Here is a 19467-nt window from a genome sequence, read left to right on the forward strand (position 1 = left end):
GCCTTATTAAGATGTTTTTGCATTTATTTGTCCACTGCTAATAAAATTAATCATTCCTCCAGGAGCAAACATACACATTGCTTTACTATTCATTGTAGTTATAGGAGCATTCTCTAGCAATGTTGTTGGGTTAGTAGGTATGAAAGGAGAAAGATTTGGAATACATACCCAGGGAAAGCTAAATGGGTTCATAGTAGGGTTAGCAGGGTTTGTACATCCAGCAAAAGGCAGTATATTCGTTCCAAGTTTAGAGTCTGTAATATTTGAAGCGGGTAGGTTGCCTGCCAACGTCTTTACCCTAGTACTGAGATAAGCACCTGGAGCTAAGCTAAAAGAGCATTTAATTTGAGCACCCATTGAAGGTACTAAATTTGATGCGTTACTTGATATATTTAGCTGTGTAGGGGATAGTAGCGTTTTTATATTATTCAATTCTGAAACTAAATCATCTATCGAGTTTTTAATACTTTCATCATTAGCTTTTATTTGCTCTAAGCGTTTTAATGAATCATCTATAGTAGCTAACATCTAAACCCTCCAGTAGATTTCTTGCTTATTTTTTATATTATCAAGAGCTGGTCTATTTGTAACCTCTTTAATCGCTAAATACAAGTTATGTGAAACTGGCGGGAGATTATATACTCCTATTAATTTAGGACATGAGTAGTATATTTTGCATAAAAGCTGCATAGTTAAGTCTTTTGCGGTTAATGAAGCATTTTGAAATTTGGCATTAGCAATACTTTTATTTATTTTGGTTAATACTTTGTCAATGTTAATATCTATATGGTTCATAGTCGTTGTAATTTTAATTTGTTTAAAATTTAAAAATTCTTGTGTATTTATAAAAAAGTTAAGTTTATCTACATCTACTGAATTTATGAAATTTTGATTATTAATTATATCAAGTTCTTTAGTTTTAAGTGTATTATAAGCTTCTATTAATGAATAGCTTGTTTTGACAATATTTGAAATTTCTTTATTCAAAATCTGCAGATCTAGCTCAGAATTTCTAGATATCTGTGTAGCTAATTGATTAAAATATTTTTCAAAATCTAAAAAAGGCGAGAGTAGTTCTAAGTCATTTTTTGATAGTTGAATATTTATTATTGTTGCTACTTCGAGTAACATTTGAAAGTATTTATTAGCTATTTTTGTTAACAAAGTTGCAGGAGAGTTCTCTATAATTACTTCTAGAGGTCTTTTATCACTATTATTAATAAAAAATTTTTTATATGGTTCATCTTTGGTATTTATTTTCTTATAAAGGGTATGTTCATCAAAAAGAATATTTGGTAGATCTTTTAAACAGTTAATTAATTGTTCTAGAGATTCAGGATTTGATATATCTATTTGTTGATGTTGAGGCGGAAAAAAAATATCATTTATACAGAAGTCAGAAAAAAATTTAGATACACGAAAGATTTGCAATTCTACAAATTCTATAAGTGATTGGAAAACTTTAGAGGGCGTGTTATATAAAGTTTCAATATTACTATCTTTTTCTATCTGGATATTTATTATATCTAATTTTTTTATATCTTTTTTTGATGAGTAGAAAGCTTTTAAAAGCAAGATATCGCTATTACACAGCCTATTTTTCTTACAAGAGCCATTTTTGATTAGGTATGCTAGTTTTAGTAGACTTAAGATAGGATTTTCTTTTAATGGTATAAAATTATCTATAGCATATAATCGTTCTAAAAATGTTTTGAGGCGATTAAAAAATTCTGTATATTGATCAATTATAACTTGTTTTGGACTATTTATAGTTCTGGTATATATTTGCGCAAGTTCATCTTTGTCTAGGGTGATTAGGTCTTTTTCAGTTAATTTATTAAATAATTTGGCTACTAGATCAGAGAGATTCTTGGTTTTGATAACCTCAATTTTCTCAGAAAAATCTTTGCCTAAAGTTACTTTGTATTTTTCTATAAGAGATTTTAGACTCTTTAAATAACTTTTGATTTCCTCGTAGTTGTTTGTATTTGATATATTTTCTAATATTAATGTTATTGTCTCACTCAAATATGCTGTTTTGTCTGAGAGAATATAATTTGTTGAATACTTTATCTCTTCAATAACAAATGTAAGATTATAAATATCAGTTCTTCTAGAAATTGGATTGTAGATAAATTCTTTTATAATACTTAGACAAGTATCTAGCTTAGAAATGATGAATTGATATTCTTGCTGATAGTATAGAGAAATATTTATAACTAGAGTTTCAAAACTCTTATCTATATTATTCATGACTATCCTACCATAGTAGTTGCAGAGCCTTTTATACTTGCAGTGGCACTTCCTTTTATATTAACATCAACCCCTTCAGCATTGAAACTAACATCAGCTTTAATGCTGGTGTTCAGGCTTTTTACACTGACATTTTGAGATGCTTGAATATTTGTGCTTGCGGAGCTTTTTAGATTAATCGTATTAGATTCAATAGAAATACTAGAATTATCAAGAACTATTGTCGAACTGCCTATTTTTATAACGATTTTATCATCACTTAGCATAATGCTCGATTTTTTTGTCCCTAGGATTATTTCTTTCTCAGCTATTGAGATCTTTGAGTCCTTAACATTTTCAATGATTTGTTTATCTGCGCTTGATTCTATAGACTCAGTTGCATTAGTAGTAATCTTACCAGAGGATTGTAGTTTCGTTGAGCAGCCTTTAGATTCATCTTTAATATCTATAAATAACCCTTTTTCCTCTAAGTTGAAAATATGGTCTGCTTTTGACATAGTAATATCCTTTAATTTTTTTCTATATTATCATTATTTATAATAAACTCGTTTACACTATCAGAATTTATTAGGTATTTCCAATTATCAATCTTTTTATTTGGTAATATAAAGTACACGGCATAGTTCTTATTATCTTTATCTAAGGGGAACTCATTTTTACCTATTTTGAGATTAAATACTTTGACATTATCATTATAAATCCTCTGAGTAACAGACTGATATGTATCAGAGTAGAAAATGTTTTTGTTCGGTTGAGACTCTAGAACTATTTTTGTCTTGGGAACATTATTTTTGATATATAGACCATCACTTGCACAACTAGTAAGTCCTAGTACTATAACTATTATTAAAAAAAAGGTCTTTAAAAAGTTATTGTACATTAGTGTCTCCTTCTTTTTCCCATCCTAGTATTTCTAAAATTTTTGACTCTACTTTAAAGCTTACAGGATATACTTTTCCTTTATGTTTTATTTTCCATGTGCAAATGTTATCTTGGTTACAGTCTGCAGCTTTGATTGCTTTTAGAATAGACCATTTACCTTGATAACTTATTTGATCTGTACTTCCATCATCAAATTTTATAGTTAACGTTGTTGGCTCGATAGAATTCCAGTTGTATAAGATTTTCATACTTTCTGAGTATTCTATATTTAGTGAATTGACAAAGTTTTCTTTATCTAAAATAATGCTAAAGAATATATAGTCATTATCTTTATTTGCAATTGGAGTCAGATCAAACTCAATAGATTTAGGGTTTCTCTTATCGTCCCATAGTAGCTTATTTAAAGCATATACTTTATTAAATTTGATAAGATAATCTTGTTGTTCTGGAGTTGTTAAATCCTGGCTTTCCCATTTGTCATTCGCATTGTTATAAGTAAGTAAAGGCTTTAGGTATTCTACAAAGTTAGAGTATATATAACCGTTATTATCAAAATCTTTTGTTATTAGTTCATTTGAAACGACTTTATCGCTATTTTTGTTAAAAGGAAATTGGTTATTTATTAGCTCATATTCTAGGTTGACAGTATTGTCAAGATTAGTTATTGCATCTTGTATTGTAATTGTTCTGATAGCATCAACGGCAATATCAAGATGCTTCTTAAGCAGAATATATAAGTTATTATTATTATTTGGATCATTTATTGCTGATAAATCAGAATAGACTTTTTGTAGAGGCTTGAAACCTTGTTTTATATCTTTGTAAGTATTTGTATAACCTTCTTCCCTTATTAGGTTATTAAGCTGTTTAAAGATATTTTTATAGTCTGAGTAGCTTTTTGACTCAAGATAGTCATCATTTTCTTTAAAATAGCTATCTATAGGTGACCATAGAGAAACATCATACTGCTGTTTATTATCTTGTTTAATTACATTATTAGATATCTTTTTATAGAATTGTTGAACCTTAGTTATTTGATTTGTTTCGTTATCTACTTTTTCATTTATTGCTAGATTAGTATTTGCAGCATAAAAATCAATTAAGCTATTGAAAGATGAGTCCTTTGATGACATTGCTAATAGGTAAAGATTAAGAGAATTTTTACTTGTTATATTCTTATTAAATTCAGGGTCGCTATTAAGTTCATCAATCATCTGAGTATAAGCTTTAATATATTGAGAGTTATAATTGTTTATAGAACTTTTATAAATTGCTAACATAAAGTCAGGTTCTATATTGTAATTACTTTTTAGGTTTTCAATAAGTCTATTAAACTTCTTATTGATAGGGTCTATATTATCTTTTATATAATCTTTCGAATATATAGGTGATATAAAGATTTTTTTACTATAGAAGTTAGGAGCAAATTCCATATAAAATTTTTTATCTACTGGAGTTGTTAAAGGTAATTCTTTGTTATTGTAAGTAGAATTAATAAGGCTGTTTAATACGTAATTTATTAGCGAGATTGTTATCGATTGAGATTGCTCTTTGTTTTCATCAGAGACATCTTTAGCATTTTTCTCGAGAGATTTTATTAAGTAAGCAATATGATCTAACATCTCGCTGAAACTTTCAAACTTTTTATTTGTTTCTTCCTGATTAAATATTAATGAAACATTCTTTGTGATTGAATTAATATACGATGAGTTACATAATTTTTTTGAGGAAGTATCAAATTCTTCTTCATACATTAAGAAAATATTACTTACCTCGATAGGTATTATATAATTATTTTTTAGAGCAGATACTGTGTTATCGATAGTACATTTATATAAATATCTTATATAAATATCACTTATCGTTTTTGCTCTTTGTGTGTCAGATATTCCTAAGTATTCAGCGTTAAATCCTTGAGTACTTAAATAACTCTCAGAATCATTTCCTACTACGATAAGATTATTAGTATATAGTTTATTAGCTCTGCTAAGAACTTGTTGCATAGTCTCTGCTTTTACACTCGAACTAGTGTATTTTAATACTATTTGTAACTGACTTTCAGATAAATTTGTTAGGCTACTTATTATTTTGAGCACATTATCTGCTTCAGGTGTAGCAGAGCCATTATTCATATACTCAAAAAATATTAGGAATGATGTGATCAATGATAACTCATCAGTTTCACTATATTTTGGTAGGATTACATTCTTTAAAAGGTTACTAGCATACTGCTTATAAATATAACGGTATTTTATATTGTTAGGATAAATGCTTTCTAGTAATAATGCATCATTGATTTTATTTTTAAACTCTTGAAGTATTTTATGTCTACTATTATTCGGTAGCTCTTTTAGATTTTTAAGTGAGATTTTTTGTTTTAAATTAATTTGTTGGAAAATATTTATTATAAATATTAAGCTAAATAATAAAGAAATGAAATTTATAGCGATTCCTTTTGGAGAAGTGCTAAAAAAGATAGCTTCTGTTTTTGCTGTTATATTATCAGGTTTATTTACGCTAAAGTTAAAAAATATCTCTTTATCAATATTACTAAACTCAGGATAAATTACCTTTAAGCATTTTCTAATTTGATTGAGAGTTCTAATATTGAAATATTTATTGCTAATACTATTTTTTGAGTGAAGAATTTTAGATAAAATTATTTCATCAACTTTCTTGTTAGCATCCTCATCTTTAGTAAGCTTAAATATTGATTTTTTACCAATTGATTTATTAAAGATTTCAATATTTTCGGCGTTAGAGTTACTATAAAATGAGACTATTAAAGTTTTAAGTCTCAGTTTTGCTAGATCTTTGTATGTTTCCTTAATTTTACTATCTTCATAAAAATGCGGGTTTGATATATCAAAACAGAAATTTAACTTGTAGAAATGAAGATGAAGCTTTTTCTTAATTTTTTTTAGGTTTAGAGTATTATCATTAGCAAATATTATTGAAGTATTATTACTATCAATAGCTATTAATGGCAAATCATCATTATCAATAACTTTAGTTTCAGGTTTTAATTTAGTTATATAATCTCTCACTGCAGAATAGTCACCATAGAATATATATAGCTCACTTAATTTATTTTTTATTTTATGGCTTTTAATTAGTGTTTTCGCTTGTTTTATAATATTAGATAGGGATTTTTTATTTGGTGTTCTTGGTGAATTGCGCCATTTTTTTATAACAAAAGCACCGAAAACTAATAAGATGAGTGTTATTATTAATATAGAAATTACTATTATTTGATGATTTTTTATAAAACTCATATCCTAATTTCCTTTTGATTTGTATCTTAGAAAAATTCCTTTCTTATTATTTATTAAAAAAGAGTTCTCATTAGCGCTATTTAGTTGCGTTAATGAGAAGGTCTCTCCGTCACTTGTTTGACTGTATGCAATTTCACAATTTTCTTTAGCGCCTAATAGTTGCCTTTGTAAGAGTTCTTTTTGTGCTTTCTCAGTTGAGATTGCCGAATTTGAAATTAGTTCTATAATCTCACCTTCACTTATTGACTGTACCTCAATCATGATAATATCATGATTTCTTAGAGGCATAAACTGGTTGTTGGCAGAATTTATATTTATTTTTGATGGAAGGTATATAATAGGCTTCTCAGATGAATTAGGGTAGAGCATCTCTTTTGCTATTTCGATAGCATATAAAAGCCCTACTTTACTATTTAGTATTAAAGTAGAACCTTTTTCACCTGATTCTTGAAATTCTGCAAAAGAACTTTCTTCTGGTTTATAATTTTTAAAGAATTTATAAGCCTTTTTGGAGTCTTTATTTACATTTTCTCCTATTGTTATTTTACCAGTAATATAAAAACTATTGAATTTAATGTGAGTTGGATATTCTGGATTTAGTTGCTTATAGTCTTTTATAATATATTTTATGGTATTTTTATGAGTAAGATTAGGGTATTTATTATATGCTATTTTTTCATAGATATCTGATTCTGAATCACTTTGGTAATGAAAATTAGATACATTTCTATATAGCTCTTTAGTAGTATACTTGGTCCTTTTAAATGACAAGGTTTTTCTGGCAATAAAAAAACCATTTGTATCACTTGAACCTAATAAATAGCTACCATCATTTTCTAACTTCGCCAGTGAGATATCATTGTCAATAAATGGTAGAGTATTCTTGGATATAAGTTCAAGCTCAAGTTGTGGTAACTCTACTTCTTTGTTATTATCAGCATTCTGCGAATAATATGATATAGATTGTATATTGTCTTGGTATATTTTAGAAAAAGCTTTTACTCCAGCATCTGAAATGGATTTTTCTTCTTTTCTAGATGAGCTTGTAACTATATCAGGATTAATATTATTCTCTTTTATATAAAATTGTGGTTTTTTTGAAACTAGTGTTTGCTTTTTTAAGCAGCTTATATCATATGGTGATAATTTAGTTTTTAAGTTTTCATCTGAGTTGGCAATGTTTTTTTGTAATGATGCATCAATCTCATCTACAGCATAGTAAGTTACTTTACCGGTTTTTTTGTCACAAAAGTAATTTAAGAAACACTTATTAAGTTGTAGTTGCTCGATAAAAAAGTCATAAAAGCTTCTATTTATAGTTGATATAAACACCTGAGGCATACGTGATTTTAAACTATTGCTTTTATTGTTATCTAATGTTAATAAACTATCAAAAAAGAAGTTATCTTTAATTATATCATCTAAGCTTTTGTTGATATCTACATATGATGGTTTATGTTTCATCCAGAGTGCTTTTAAAGGGTCATAAAAATTTAAGCTGAATTCTTTAATACCTGAGGAAACATTTTTGGAGTATGAATATATACTATATTGATAATCTTCTTTAATATTAATTTGGTTAGGTGTGAAAGCTATTGCTACAAAGCGAGTGGATCGTCTATGCTGATCTTTCTTAGACTCCTTCTTAAAGAAATTAAAGGTGTCATTTATTTGGATATCTATTAATAATGGTTGATTTGGAATTAGTAAGAAATCAAAATCTTTGTGATTATTAATGTATGCTAGCTGAAAAGTTAGTTTTCCTTCTAAGCCATACATATAATTTTGAATTTCTAAGCACTCTATATGTAAGTTATTTAGCTTGAGAGATTTTTCTTTAAATGATTGTTTGTTTTTTGAGGAAACAAAATTTAAATCTTGAAGTTTAAAGTCTGAGTCTATTGGTTTTATATTTATTGTAAGCTCTTGTTTTTGTAGTAAACCATTATAGGCAATTGTTTTGGCGAGTGTATTTTCTAGTTTGTTAAATTGTTTTAATATTCTCTTGTCTAATTCAGGAGATCTTTGTATAGCATTGTTAAGGATATTCATGAGTATATCTATTTTCTTGATATACCCAGATGATAATTCTAAAATAGTTTGAGTTGAGCACGACTTTTTAATTTGATTAAGAGCAACGGTAAGCTTTATGTTGTCTTTATAGTTAGTAGAGAAATAAGATATATAATCATCGATATTTTGCTTTAGCTGAGCGATCTTGTAAAATTTCTGGTATTTTTTATAGTCTAGTTCTGTCAATACGCTATCTTTACATAAAGCTTTTACATTTGATAATTGGGTAGTTAACAGCTTAAAATTTGTATGGTTAGTACTTATAAGATAGTCATTAACTTGTGCAGCTATCTCAGCTAGAGACTGAGTGCTTTCACCAGCTCTTATTTCATCAGCTAGTTCATATACTAAATTATGTATATTTAATTCCGATATATTAGCTAGTCTTTTCATACACTTCTAAACAAATCCTTAGTATTAAACATTTTACAGAAGAGCTTTTTTATTAGCTAGATATTTATAGCTATAAATACCTTAAATAATAAGTTATACAGCCATCATTGTGAAGATGATTAATTAGTTAATTTTAGATTGGAAGCTTGTAGAGAGACTTAATTTTTTATTTATTTTTACTTGTTATTGATATGGTTGTGAAGATGATTGCGAAAAACGCGTAAAAAAGTTCAAAAAACTTCAATTTTTTTCGAAAAAGTACTTGCGTTGTTGATAGGTGATGTGTATTATATGTCTTCACCGGCTGACGGATGATGTTAGTTGTTGAGAGGCGAGAGTTTCTAGTTGATATTTAAGAGATATATTATATACAAACACTTTGTTAAAGAATTTGAGTAACAGTAGTTAGAGTCAGAAATTGATTTAAACTGAAGAGTTTGATCCTGGCTCAGATTGAACGCTGGTGGCATGCTTAACACATGCAAGTCGAACGGTAGCAGGACTAGCTTGCTAGTTGCTGACGAGTGGCGGACGGGTGAGTAACGCGTAGGAATCTACCCATTTGAGGGGGATACCAGTTGGAAACGACTGTTAATACCGCATAATATCTGTGGATTAAAGGTGGCCTTTGTGCTGTCGCAGATGGATGAGCCTGCGTTGGATTAGCTAGTTGGTAGGGTAAGGGCCTACCAAGGCTACGATCCATAGCTGATTTGAGAGGATGATCAGCCACATTGGGACTGAGACACGGCCCAAACTCCTACGGGAGGCAGCAGTGGGGAATATTGGACAATGGGGGCAACCCTGATCCAGCAATGCCATGTGTGTGAAGAAGGCTCTAGGGTTGTAAAGCACTTTAGTTGGGGAGGAAAGCCTATGGGTTAATAGCCTGTGGGGAGGACGTTACCCAAAGAATAAGCACCGGCTAACTCCGTGCCAGCAGCCGCGGTAATACGGGGGGTGCAAGCGTTAATCGGAATTACTGGGCGTAAAGGGTCTGTAGGTGGTTTGTTAAGTCAGATGTGAAAGCCCAGGGCTCAACCTTGGAACTGCATTTGATACTGGCAAACTAGAGTATGGTAGAGGAATGGGGAATTTCTGGTGTAGCGGTGAAATGCGTAGAGATCAGAAGGAACACCGATGGCGAAGGCAACATTCTGGACTGATACTGACACTGAGGGACGAAAGCGTGGGGATCAAACAGGATTAGATACCCTGGTAGTCCACGCTGTAAACGATGAGTACTAGCTGTTGGAGTCGGTGTAAAGGCTCTAGTGGCGCAGCTAACGCGATAAGTACTCCGCCTGGGGACTACGGCCGCAAGGCTAAAACTCAAAGGAATTGACGGGGACCCGCACAAGCGGTGGAGCATGTGGTTTAATTCGATGCAACGCGAAGAACCTTACCTGGTCTTGACATCCACAGAACTTTTCAGAGATGAATTGGTGCCTTCGGGAACTGTGTGACAGGTGCTGCACGGCTGTCGTCAGCTCGTGTTGTGAAATGTTGGGTTAAGTCCCGCAACGAGCGCAACCCCTATTGATAGTTACCATCATTAAGTTGGGTACTCTATTGAGACTGCCGCTGACAAGGCGGAGGAAGGTGGGGACGACGTCAAGTCATCATGGCCCTTACGACCAGGGCTACACACGTGCTACAATGGGTATTACAGAGGGCTGCGAAGGAGCGATCTGGAGCGAAACTCAAAAAGGTACTCTTAGTCCGGATTGCAGTCTGCAACTCGACTGCATGAAGTCGGAATCGCTAGTAATCGCAGGTCAGAATACTGCGGTGAATACGTTCCCGGGTCTTGTACACACCGCCCGTCACACCATGGGAGTGGGTTGCTCCAGAAGTAGATAGCTTAACGAAAGGGCGTTTACCACGGAGTGATTCATGACTGGGGTGAAGTCGTAACAAGGTAGCCGTAGGGGAACCTGCGGCTGGATCACCTCCTTAACGGAAATACGAAGAATAAGAAAAAAAGCTTTAATTGCTGATCAAGTGATTTAGCATGGTGTTTGTAGATAATATATTTTAGTGTGAATAAGATACGGGTCTGTAGCTCAGTTGGTTAGAGCGCACCCCTGATAAGGGTGAGGTCGGTAGTTCAAGTCTACTCAGACCCACCATTTCAGAAGACTGATGACGGATGACAGAAGACGGAAGTTGATTTATTAAACATATTATGCGTTAAAGCGATTGTGTTTAAAGATTAGCTAGAGTTTTAAGTTTTGACGTTTTAAGTTGGAAGAAATTATTTAAGTTTTAGGAGAGTAGTTGTTCGAAGGATATGAGACGTTTCTGTCATCAGTCCTCCGTCTTCTGTTCTCCGGACACGGGGCCATAGCTCAGCTGGGAGAGCACCTGCTTTGCACGCAGGGGGTCAGCGGTTCGATCCCGCTTGGCTCCACCAATATTTTATTTACATGAAGATAGAGATATTTAACAATTTAGTATAGAAATAGACTTAAGAAAATAAGTGCAAGCGGTGGATGCCTTGGCATTCAGAGGCGATGAAGGACGTGATAATCTGCGATAAGCTTCGGTTAGCTGGTAAATGAGCTATGACCCGGAGATTTCCGAATGGGGGAACCCGGCTAGGATAACCTAGTCACTCACTCGATATAGGGTGTAGGGCGAACGAGGGGAACTGAAACATCTAAGTACCCTTAGGAAGAGAAATCAATTGAGATTCCCGTAGTAGTGGCGAGCGAAGTGGGAAGAGCCTGGTATGATATAGTCTTAATTATAGTAGAACAAGTTGGGAAGCTTGACGATAGAGGGTGATAGTCCCGTATACGAAATAATCGAGATGGAACTAAGCATACGAACAAGTAGGACGGGGCACGTGGAACCTTGTCTGAATATGGGGGGACCATCCTCCAAGGCTAAATACTCCTGAATGACCGATAGTGAACTAGTACCGTGAGGGAAAGGTGAAAAGAACCCTTATAAAGGGAGTGAAATAGAATCTGAAACCGCTTGCATACAAGCAGTAGGAGCATGATTTAGACATGTGACTGCGTACCTTTTGTATAATGGGTCAGCGAGTTACTTTTAGTGGCGAGGATAACTGAATAAGGGATCCGTAGCGAAAGCGAGTTTTAATAGGGCGACTAGTCGCTAGGAGTAGACCTGAAACCGGCGCGATCTATCCATGGCCAGGTTGAAGGTTAGGTAGTACTAACTGGAGGACCGAACCCAATACTGTTGCAAAAGTATGGGATGAGCTGTGGATCGGAGTGAAAGGCTAATCAAGCACGGAGATAGCTGGTTCTCCCCGAAAACTATTTAGGTAGTGCCTCGTGTATAACTCATTGGGGTAAAGCACTGTTTCGACGATGGGGGTTTTACGACTTTACTGACTCGATGCAAACTCAGAATACGATGAAGTTTAATCACGGGAGACACACTGCGGGTGCTAAGGTCCGTAGTGGAAAGGGAAACAGCCCAGACCGCCAACTAAGGTCCCTAAGTCATAGCTAAGTGGGAAACGAAGTGGGAAGGCCCAGACAGCCAGGAGGTTGGCTTAGAAGCAGCCACCCTTTAAAGAAAGCGTAATAGCTCACTGGTCGAGTCGGCCTGCACGTAAGATTTAACGGGGCTAAGCTATGCACCGAAGTTGCGGAATATATTTAGTATATTGGTAGGGGAGCGTTCTGTAAGCCGATGAAGGTGAATTGAGAAGTTTGCTGGAGGTATCAGAAGTGCGAATGCTGACATGAGTAACGTAAAATAAGTGAGATTCTTATTGGCCGAAAACCCAAGGATTCCTACGCAATGTTAATCAACGTAGGGTAAGCCGGCCCCTAAGGCGTAGCTGAAGAGTGAAGTCGATGGGAAACAGGTTAATATTCCTGTGCCGCTTATATGAACGAAGGAGGGACGGAGAAGGTTAGGTAGGCCTGGCGCATGGTTGTCCAGGTGAAAGTATGTAGGTAGAGGTGTTAGGCAAACCCGGCATCTTGTTGATCTGAGATACGAGACGAAGTCAAACTTGTTTGACGAAGCTATTGATACCATGCTTCCAGGAAAAGCTTCTAAGTATATTGTATAAGCGACCGTACTGTAAACCGACACTGGTGGGTAGGTAGAGAATACTAAGGCTATGAGATAACTCTGGTGAAGGAACTAGGCAAAATGACACCGTAACTTTGGAAGAAGGTGTGCCCTTGATGGTGATGAGACTTGCTCTTTGAGCTGTTGGGGGTTGCAAATACCAGGTGGCTGCGACTGTTTATCAAAAACACAGCACTCTGCGAAATCGTAAGATGAAGTATAGGGTGTGACGCCTGCCCGGTGCTGGAAGGTTAATTGAAGGGGTTAGCTTAGGCGAAGCTCTGGATCGAAGCCCCAGTAAACGGCGGCCGTAACTATAACGGTCCTAAGGTAGCGAAATTCCTTGTCGGGTAAGTTCCGACCTGCACGAATGGCGTAACGATGGCCACACTGTCTCCACCAGAGGCTCAGTGAAATTGAAATCGCTGTGAAGATGCAGTGTACCCGCGGTTAGACGGAAAGACCCCGTGAACCTTTACTATAGCTTTGCACTGGACTTTGAATATTTATGTGTAGGATAGGTGGGAGACTAAGAAGCAGCTACGCCAGTAGTTGTGGAGTTGACCTTGAAATACCACCCTTGAATATTTGAAGTTCTAACTCAGGAGAGATTCGAGGACAGTGTATGGTGGGTAGTTTGACTGGGGCGGTCTCCTCCTAAAGAGTAACGGAGGAGTACGAAGGTGCACTCGGTACGGTCGGAAATCGTGCCAAGAGTATAAAGGCAAAAGTGCGCTTGACTGCGAGAGTGACGGCTCGAGCAGGTACGAAAGTAGGTCTTAGTGATCCGGTGGTTCCGAATGGAAGGGCCATCGCTCAACGGATAAAAGGTACTCCGGGGATAACAGGCTGATTCCTCCCAAGAGTTCATATCGACGGAGGAGTTTGGCACCTCGATGTCGGCTCATCACATCCTGGGGCTGAAGCAGGTCCCAAGGGTATGGCTGTTCGCCATTTAAAGTGGTACGCGAGCTGGGTTCAGAACGTCGTGAGACAGTTCGGTCCCTATCTGCCGTGGGCGTTAGAGATTTGAGAAGAGTTGCTCCTAGTACGAGAGGACCGGAGTGAACGAACCACTGGTGTTCCGGTTGTTTCGCCAGAAGCATTGCCGGGTAGCTACGTTCGGACGGGATAAACGCTGAAAGCATCTAAGCGTGAAGCCTCCTTCAAGATTAGATCTCTCTGATGTAAATCGGTAAGGAACGTTGGAGACTACGACGTTGATAGGCTGGGTGTGTAAGTGCAGTAATGTATGAAGCTTACCAGTACTAATGATCCGAGAGACTTAAGTCTATTTCTATGCTGAATTGTTAAATATTTTTATGTCCAAACACAGTTTTGGCGATGATAGCTTGTAGGAACCACCTGAATCCATTCCGAACTCAGAAGTGAAACTACAAAACGCTGATGATAGTCTGGCATTGCCCAGGTGAAAGTAGGTAGTCGCCATTCTTTTCAAATAACAGAAGACTTATCGTGATAAGCAATCTAAAGCTCCTTTATTAGGGGCTTTTGTATTTATGGCTCAACAAAATAGATATATTTTAATCAATATAATTATAGTTAACTAATCTATAAAAATAGTAGATACAACATTCTGCTACAGAGCGTTTAATACCAAACAAAAAACATTCTCATACTTATGTTATAATGTAATTAAGATAACTATTTAATAATACCCATGCCTAGACCTATTAAGTTACCAGTAGATTTTGACAAGTACGATTATGCTGGCCTATCAAAAAAAGAGTCAAACCATAAAAACAAGATAAGACTGTTAGCAATGTCAAATATAAAAGATGGAATGAGTTTGCAAGATACTGGTAAAGTTTTAAAAACACCCTGGAAAACTATACAAACATGGCTACAGAACTTTAGAAAATATGGCATATCTAGCTTATATGTGAAAACCACAAAATATAAACCACCTAAAATAACGGAGGAAGTTAAGGTTTGGATTTCTAATTTCATGAAAACCTTATATAGTAATCAGGTTGGAGGTAGTATTACAGGTAAACAATTATTATGTTTAGTAAAACAGCATTTTGCTATAGAATGTTGTTTGCAAACTATATACAACACCCTACATAGCTTAAATCTTAGCTGGATAAGCTGTAGATCTAAGCATCCAAGATCAGACATAGAAGTTCAAGAATTATATAAAAAAACTTTGAAAGTTATGTCAGAAAATTAATCCCAGAGAATGTTGATATATCTACTGTAGATATATGGGTTCAAGATGAGTCAAGAGTTGGTCAGCAAGGTAGCTTAACAAGAATATGGGCTCCAACGGGAACAAGACCACGCAAGGTTAAGCAGGGACAGTTTATCTCTACATATATCTATGGTGCAGCATGTGCAAAGTCTAGAGATAGTTTTGGATTGATACTTCCAACTGCAAATACAATTGCTATGCAAACCTACTTAAATCAATTATCAAATCATATTGCTGCTGGTCGACATATAGCTTTGGTTGTAGATAATGCAGGCTGGCACACCTCAAAGCAATTAGATATACCAAAAAATATTACTTTGATACCATTACCTCCATACTCTCCTGAACTTAACCCTATGGAGCAGGTATGGGAATGGATGAAAAATAACTATCTATCAAATATTTGCTTTGACAGTTACAATGACATTCTTGAAAAATTAACTATTGCATGGAATCATTTTTCATCTAATGCTGAATTGGTGAAATCTATCTGCTCTAGAAAATGGATGTTTACCTAATCATGTATTTGGATTGGTATAAGGTTTCTAATGAAAGCCTTTTTCTCAGCTATATAATTAATAGTTTATTTATTGACTATTTTAATTTATGTAATAATTAATTTTAATAAAAACGTGATATAAATTAATTTTTATTTTAAATAATATTTAATATTTGCTGTTAAATTTATTGACTATATGCATATAGATCACTAGTATAATTACTACCAAAGTAAACACATTTTTTAAAAATATAGGAGAAAAAAATATGGCTACTTTAGTTGGTACTCAAGCAGAATTTGCTAAGGCAGTTCGTGAGTTGGTAGAGTTGGATTTTGATGCGGTAGAAGCATACAAGGCAGCTATTAATAGGTTAGAAAATATAAATTACAGAAATCGTTTACAGCAATTTAAAAAAGATCACGAAAGACATATAAATGAATTAAACGCTGTCTTGGATGCACATGGAGAGAAAAAAGTAGAGAAACCTAGTATGAAACAATGGCTAACCAAAGGTAAAGTGGTTATATCTGATATAGTAGGAAATGATATTAATGTACTTAAGGCCATGAATACAAATGAACAAGATACTAATACAGCTTATGAGAGAATAAATAAATATAAAGATAAATGGATTGATGCAATTGAGCCTTTGAAAAAAGGGTTAGAAGACGAAAAACGCCATAAAAAATGGATTCAATACGCTATAAGTAGTTGCAGCTAATAGGTAGTAGTAAAATCTTTAAAAAAGAAAGAGTGTATTAGTTATCTATAAAGGTAAGTAGTAGGGTTATCTGGACATTCATGTAAACCACATTCAAAGAATGTTGAAATCATATTAGCAAAAATGATTAGAATAAAAATTATAAACATAAAGTGGGTAAAGGTGCGTAATATCTTATTACTTGCTTGAGTGATTTCTTGAGGTCGTTGGCTAAGTTCATATTGCTGAGGATATGACATCACTATAGCGATATAAATTATAGCAATCATTGAGATTACAAATACCCAGCTATACATGTGCATACCTAAAACTCTTGAACCAAACCCAGCTGGATCTGTAATATGTAAGGCAATCTGTCTAAGAGATACAAATGATGTAAACACGGCAGCTAGTAATGATAACGCATAATGGCTTGGACGTATGTTAAAACGCATGTTAAGTAAGAAACCAAATCCAATACCTAATAGTCCTAATCGCTGTAGCAGGCATAAAGGACAAGGGATCTCATCTATTACAAACTGGAAATAAAATGCTGCAACTATAATCACAGTTACTCCCATTAGTTCTATAGCATTTAGAGCTTTAATTAGATCATTTTTCATAAATGTTTTCATCAGCAGCTCCTTTGTAATTATAAATAAATAGATAAATGGTTTGTCGCATGATGGAAAAATACAAGTCCAGCTACAACCAAGAAAATGCTAAATGTGATGATTCCCCAACGCCTATTAAACCAAGCAGTTAATACTGCAACGAAAAGTAATGTGAAACTTATTAATATACCAGGCATGATTACTCTCCTACATTTAATAATTACAATTAAATAATAGCAGTAAATATAAAATATTGCATATAGAATTTGTATATTATGCTACTCAAAAGTATACTTCATACCACTGTCCAATATCATTATGAGAATATTATAGCTTTGGTTTTGCGGTAATTTTTCGATTAGTTTTTTGGCAATGAAATAGTTAGCACCACTGCTGTGTCCAGCATAAATACCTTGCTCATGAGCTAAATCATAGCACCCTTGTATTGCTTGGTTATCGGTAAATTGTATTATCTCATCAATAAATGATAGATCCATTGATTTACAAAAAACAGGATTACCTGGTCCTTCTACTTTATAGCTGTATATATTTTCTTGAATTGGCGCTCCATGATAGAAAATATCATAATAAACTGAGCCTTTAGGGTCTGGCATAATAACTTTAGTTTGAGGATAGATCTCTTTTATCCTCTTTGCACATCCTGTGATTGTACCACCTGATCCTCCAACAGTTATAAAGTAGTCAATATTAAGTAGCTGTGTTAGAAAATAATTAACTATTTCTTGTCCTGTAGTTTTGTAATGACATTCAGTATTTAGTTGATTATCATATTGGTTGATTAATATGCCATCTATATCTTTAGCTATTTGTTGAGCTTTATTGACATAAAAATCTTTATCTTTATGATCAGCAGTATTTTTACAAATAGTTAGATTAGCACCGAAATTTTCAATCATACTTCTTTTAATTTTCCCAGTTTTTTCAGGGCAAGTTATATATACTGGATAACCATATAATTTACCGATCATAGCAAGGGAAGTACCCATGTTGCCAGAACTAGCCTCGACAATAGCTTGTTCAGAGTGGATTTTTTTATTGATAATTAAATCTTCTAAAATATATTTTGCAACACGATCTTTGATACTACACGTTGGATTTAACCATTCACATTTGGCATAAAGATTATGATTATTTATTGTATTTTTAAGTTTTATTATAGGAGTTTTTCCTATTAGAGATAGCATTATTCTAATTGATGACTTTTAAAACTTAGAATATTTTAACAAAATGTTTGCTATAAAAATTAATTTAAGTGTTTTATTAATAGATTTATAAACAGCCATCGAGTAAGATAAAATTGATATACTATTGCTGCTTGGGAAGCAATTACCGTAGTGTATGATATTAATATTATTTTTTTGACTGGATTTTTCCTAGTTTTAAGTTTTAATTTACTCTGTACCTTTTGTAGGGATCATATCATTAGTGATATCTCCCGTTAAGCTATCATTCATTAGCGAGATCGTCCTAATAGCTTGACCTTTGTCTAGTTTTGCTTTATTTAAGTCTACATATACTCTATTACCTATTAGAGTATCTACTACATATAATTTATTTTGTGATAATGATGTTACTGATTTCCATTGTGTTGGCCATTTATCTTCTAAGCTTGGATTATTTAGACTTTCATTTCTATAGCCTTTTATAAATGGTACGGAAACTGAGTCAGCACCGGCAAACATGTAATTAACAGCTTGATTCATAGATTTTGCCTCTGGAAGGTTTTCACTTATAAATGTTGTTCTGATAAATCTATAGGCAGAATTTGCTCCACCGGGTAGTTTATCAACATTATAAAAACCAAGTTCTTTAGCTTGTTTAAGAATTTTTTGTTGTTGATCGTAACTTGGCTCATTACTAATTGCTTTAACATTGCGATGTACAGTTAATTTACCATTTATATACTCTATTAGTGCGCTATCTCCTGTTTTATCTTCAACCATATAATGAACAGGAATGTTACTCTCTTCACCATTAATTTTTAGCGTAGGACTGTATATTTGATAATTATCAAGGTTATTAAGAACTTCCTCAACAGTAGCAAAATTACCTAATACATATCTGACCCAATATAGTCCATTTACGCCAGGCTTAGTTATGTCTCTCTTTGGTTGAATAGTGTCACCAAGATAAAGTAAATGTGCAGTTAAACCTTTTTCATTAAGGCCTTCACCAGTTAGATTTGCTAAATTTGTCTCATCGATAGATACATAACCATATTTATTGGTCCATTTTAAAGGGTTATTTTTTAAACCACCTGTTTCTTTTGTACCTCTTGGATATATAGTTAAGCTTGGTTTTAAATCTATAAATAGATCCATGGTTCTAGTAGTGTAAACACCTAAATCACCACCAAAGTTATGGTTAAATTCTGAGCAAGCAAAAGTAGAAGACACTATAGTAAAAATACTGCTAGTTAATAAAATACTTGAGATTATTTTTTTCATATTCCTTCCTTATCTAATAAATTAAATAATTT

General features: G+C 33.7%; 13 protein-coding genes, 2 tRNA genes and 3 rRNA genes. 8 read left to right on the plus strand and 10 right to left on the minus strand.

The annotated features are described in order from the left end of the window. Positions 1–6 precede the first annotated feature (6 nt). From iglG to CGC45_RS02440, 6 genes are read right to left on the minus strand one after another with little or no spacing between them, the layout of a single operon-like run. Positions 7–528: a type VI secretion system PAAR-like protein IglG gene (gene iglG / locus CGC45_RS02415; RefSeq protein ID WP_114702028.1), complete on the minus strand. Its 522-nt coding sequence runs from the start codon at positions 526–528 to the stop codon at positions 7–9. After that, on the minus strand, positions 529–2253 hold the full coding sequence (locus CGC45_RS02420; protein ID WP_114702029.1) for a hypothetical protein: 1725 nt from the start codon (positions 2251–2253) through the stop codon (positions 529–531). 2 nt (positions 2254–2255) lie between these two features. Continuing rightward, positions 2256–2750, minus strand: a complete 495-nt coding sequence (gene tssI / locus CGC45_RS02425; RefSeq protein ID WP_114702030.1) for a type VI secretion system tip protein TssI/VgrG — start codon at positions 2748–2750, stop codon at positions 2256–2258. Positions 2751–2761: 11 nt separating this feature from the next. Continuing rightward, positions 2762–3133, minus strand: coding sequence for a type VI secretion system lipoprotein IglE (gene iglE, locus CGC45_RS02430; protein ID WP_114702031.1), 372 nt, complete (start codon positions 3131–3133; stop codon positions 2762–2764). Further along, positions 3123–6410, minus strand: coding sequence for a hypothetical protein (locus CGC45_RS02435; protein WP_114702032.1), 3288 nt, complete (start codon positions 6408–6410; stop codon positions 3123–3125). Before CGC45_RS02435 ends, iglE begins: the two co-directional genes overlap by 11 nt. A 3-nt stretch (positions 6411–6413) precedes the next feature. Next, complete coding sequence (locus CGC45_RS02440) at positions 6414–8876, minus strand: pathogenicity determinant protein PdpA1 (protein WP_114702033.1); 2463 nt, start codon at positions 8874–8876, stop codon at positions 6414–6416. 425 nt (positions 8877–9301) lie between these two features. Here CGC45_RS02440 and CGC45_RS02445 point away from each other — a divergent pair. The 8 genes from CGC45_RS02445 to CGC45_RS02480 all read left to right on the plus strand — a co-directional run bounded on the left by CGC45_RS02445 (position 9302) and on the right by CGC45_RS02480 (position 16374). Then, a 16S ribosomal RNA gene (locus tag CGC45_RS02445) occupies positions 9302–10835 on the plus strand. Positions 10836–10931: 96 nt separating this feature from the next. Further along, positions 10932–11008 (plus strand) — tRNA-Ile (locus CGC45_RS02450). A 208-nt stretch (positions 11009–11216) separates the two neighbouring features. After that, positions 11217–11292 (plus strand) — tRNA-Ala (locus CGC45_RS02455). 52 nt (positions 11293–11344) lie between these two features. Beyond that, a 23S ribosomal RNA gene (locus CGC45_RS02460) occupies positions 11345–14231 on the plus strand. A 44-nt stretch (positions 14232–14275) separates the two neighbouring features. Further along, positions 14276–14390, plus strand: a 5S ribosomal RNA gene (rrf, locus tag CGC45_RS02465). Together the 16S, 23S and 5S rRNA genes with 2 tRNA genes alongside form the textbook arrangement of a ribosomal RNA operon. Before the next feature lie 229 nt (positions 14391–14619). Then, entirely contained in the window at positions 14620–15132 is a 513-nt protein-coding gene (locus CGC45_RS02470; protein ID WP_114702034.1) for a helix-turn-helix domain-containing protein, read from the plus strand. Positions 15133–15164: 32 nt separating this feature from the next. After that, positions 15165–15671 carry an IS630 family transposase gene (locus tag CGC45_RS02475; protein ID WP_232310110.1) on the plus strand — a complete coding sequence of 169 codons (507 nt, stop codon included), beginning with the start codon at positions 15165–15167 and terminating at the stop codon, positions 15669–15671. Positions 15672–15918: 247 nt separating this feature from the next. Next, positions 15919–16374 carry a DUF892 family protein gene (locus CGC45_RS02480; protein ID WP_114702035.1) on the plus strand — a complete coding sequence of 152 codons (456 nt, stop codon included), beginning with the start codon at positions 15919–15921 and terminating at the stop codon, positions 16372–16374. A gap of 41 nt (positions 16375–16415) precedes the next feature. Here CGC45_RS02480 and CGC45_RS02485 read toward each other — a convergent pair whose 3' ends face one another. The 4 genes from CGC45_RS02485 to CGC45_RS02495 all read right to left on the minus strand — a co-directional run bounded on the left by CGC45_RS02485 (position 16416) and on the right by CGC45_RS02495 (position 19435). Then, entirely contained in the window at positions 16416–16988 is a 573-nt protein-coding gene (locus CGC45_RS02485; RefSeq protein WP_114702036.1) for a disulfide bond formation protein B, read from the minus strand. Between the two features lie 17 nt (positions 16989–17005). Further along, on the minus strand, positions 17006–17164 hold the full coding sequence (locus CGC45_RS09080; protein ID WP_165437519.1) for a DUF5993 family protein: 159 nt from the start codon (positions 17162–17164) through the stop codon (positions 17006–17008). 81 nt (positions 17165–17245) lie between these two features. Then, positions 17246–18172, minus strand: coding sequence for a PLP-dependent cysteine synthase family protein (locus CGC45_RS02490; RefSeq protein ID WP_071628805.1), 927 nt, complete (start codon positions 18170–18172; stop codon positions 17246–17248). Positions 18173–18379: 207 nt separating this feature from the next. Continuing rightward, on the minus strand, positions 18380–19435 hold the full coding sequence (locus tag CGC45_RS02495) for a linear amide C-N hydrolase (protein ID WP_071628806.1): 1056 nt from the start codon (positions 19433–19435) through the stop codon (positions 18380–18382). Positions 19436–19467: the final 32 nt, after the last annotated feature.

Source organism: Francisella opportunistica (genome assembly GCF_003347135.1).
GTDB classification, from domain to species: Bacteria; Pseudomonadota; Gammaproteobacteria; order Francisellales; family Francisellaceae; genus Francisella; species Francisella opportunistica.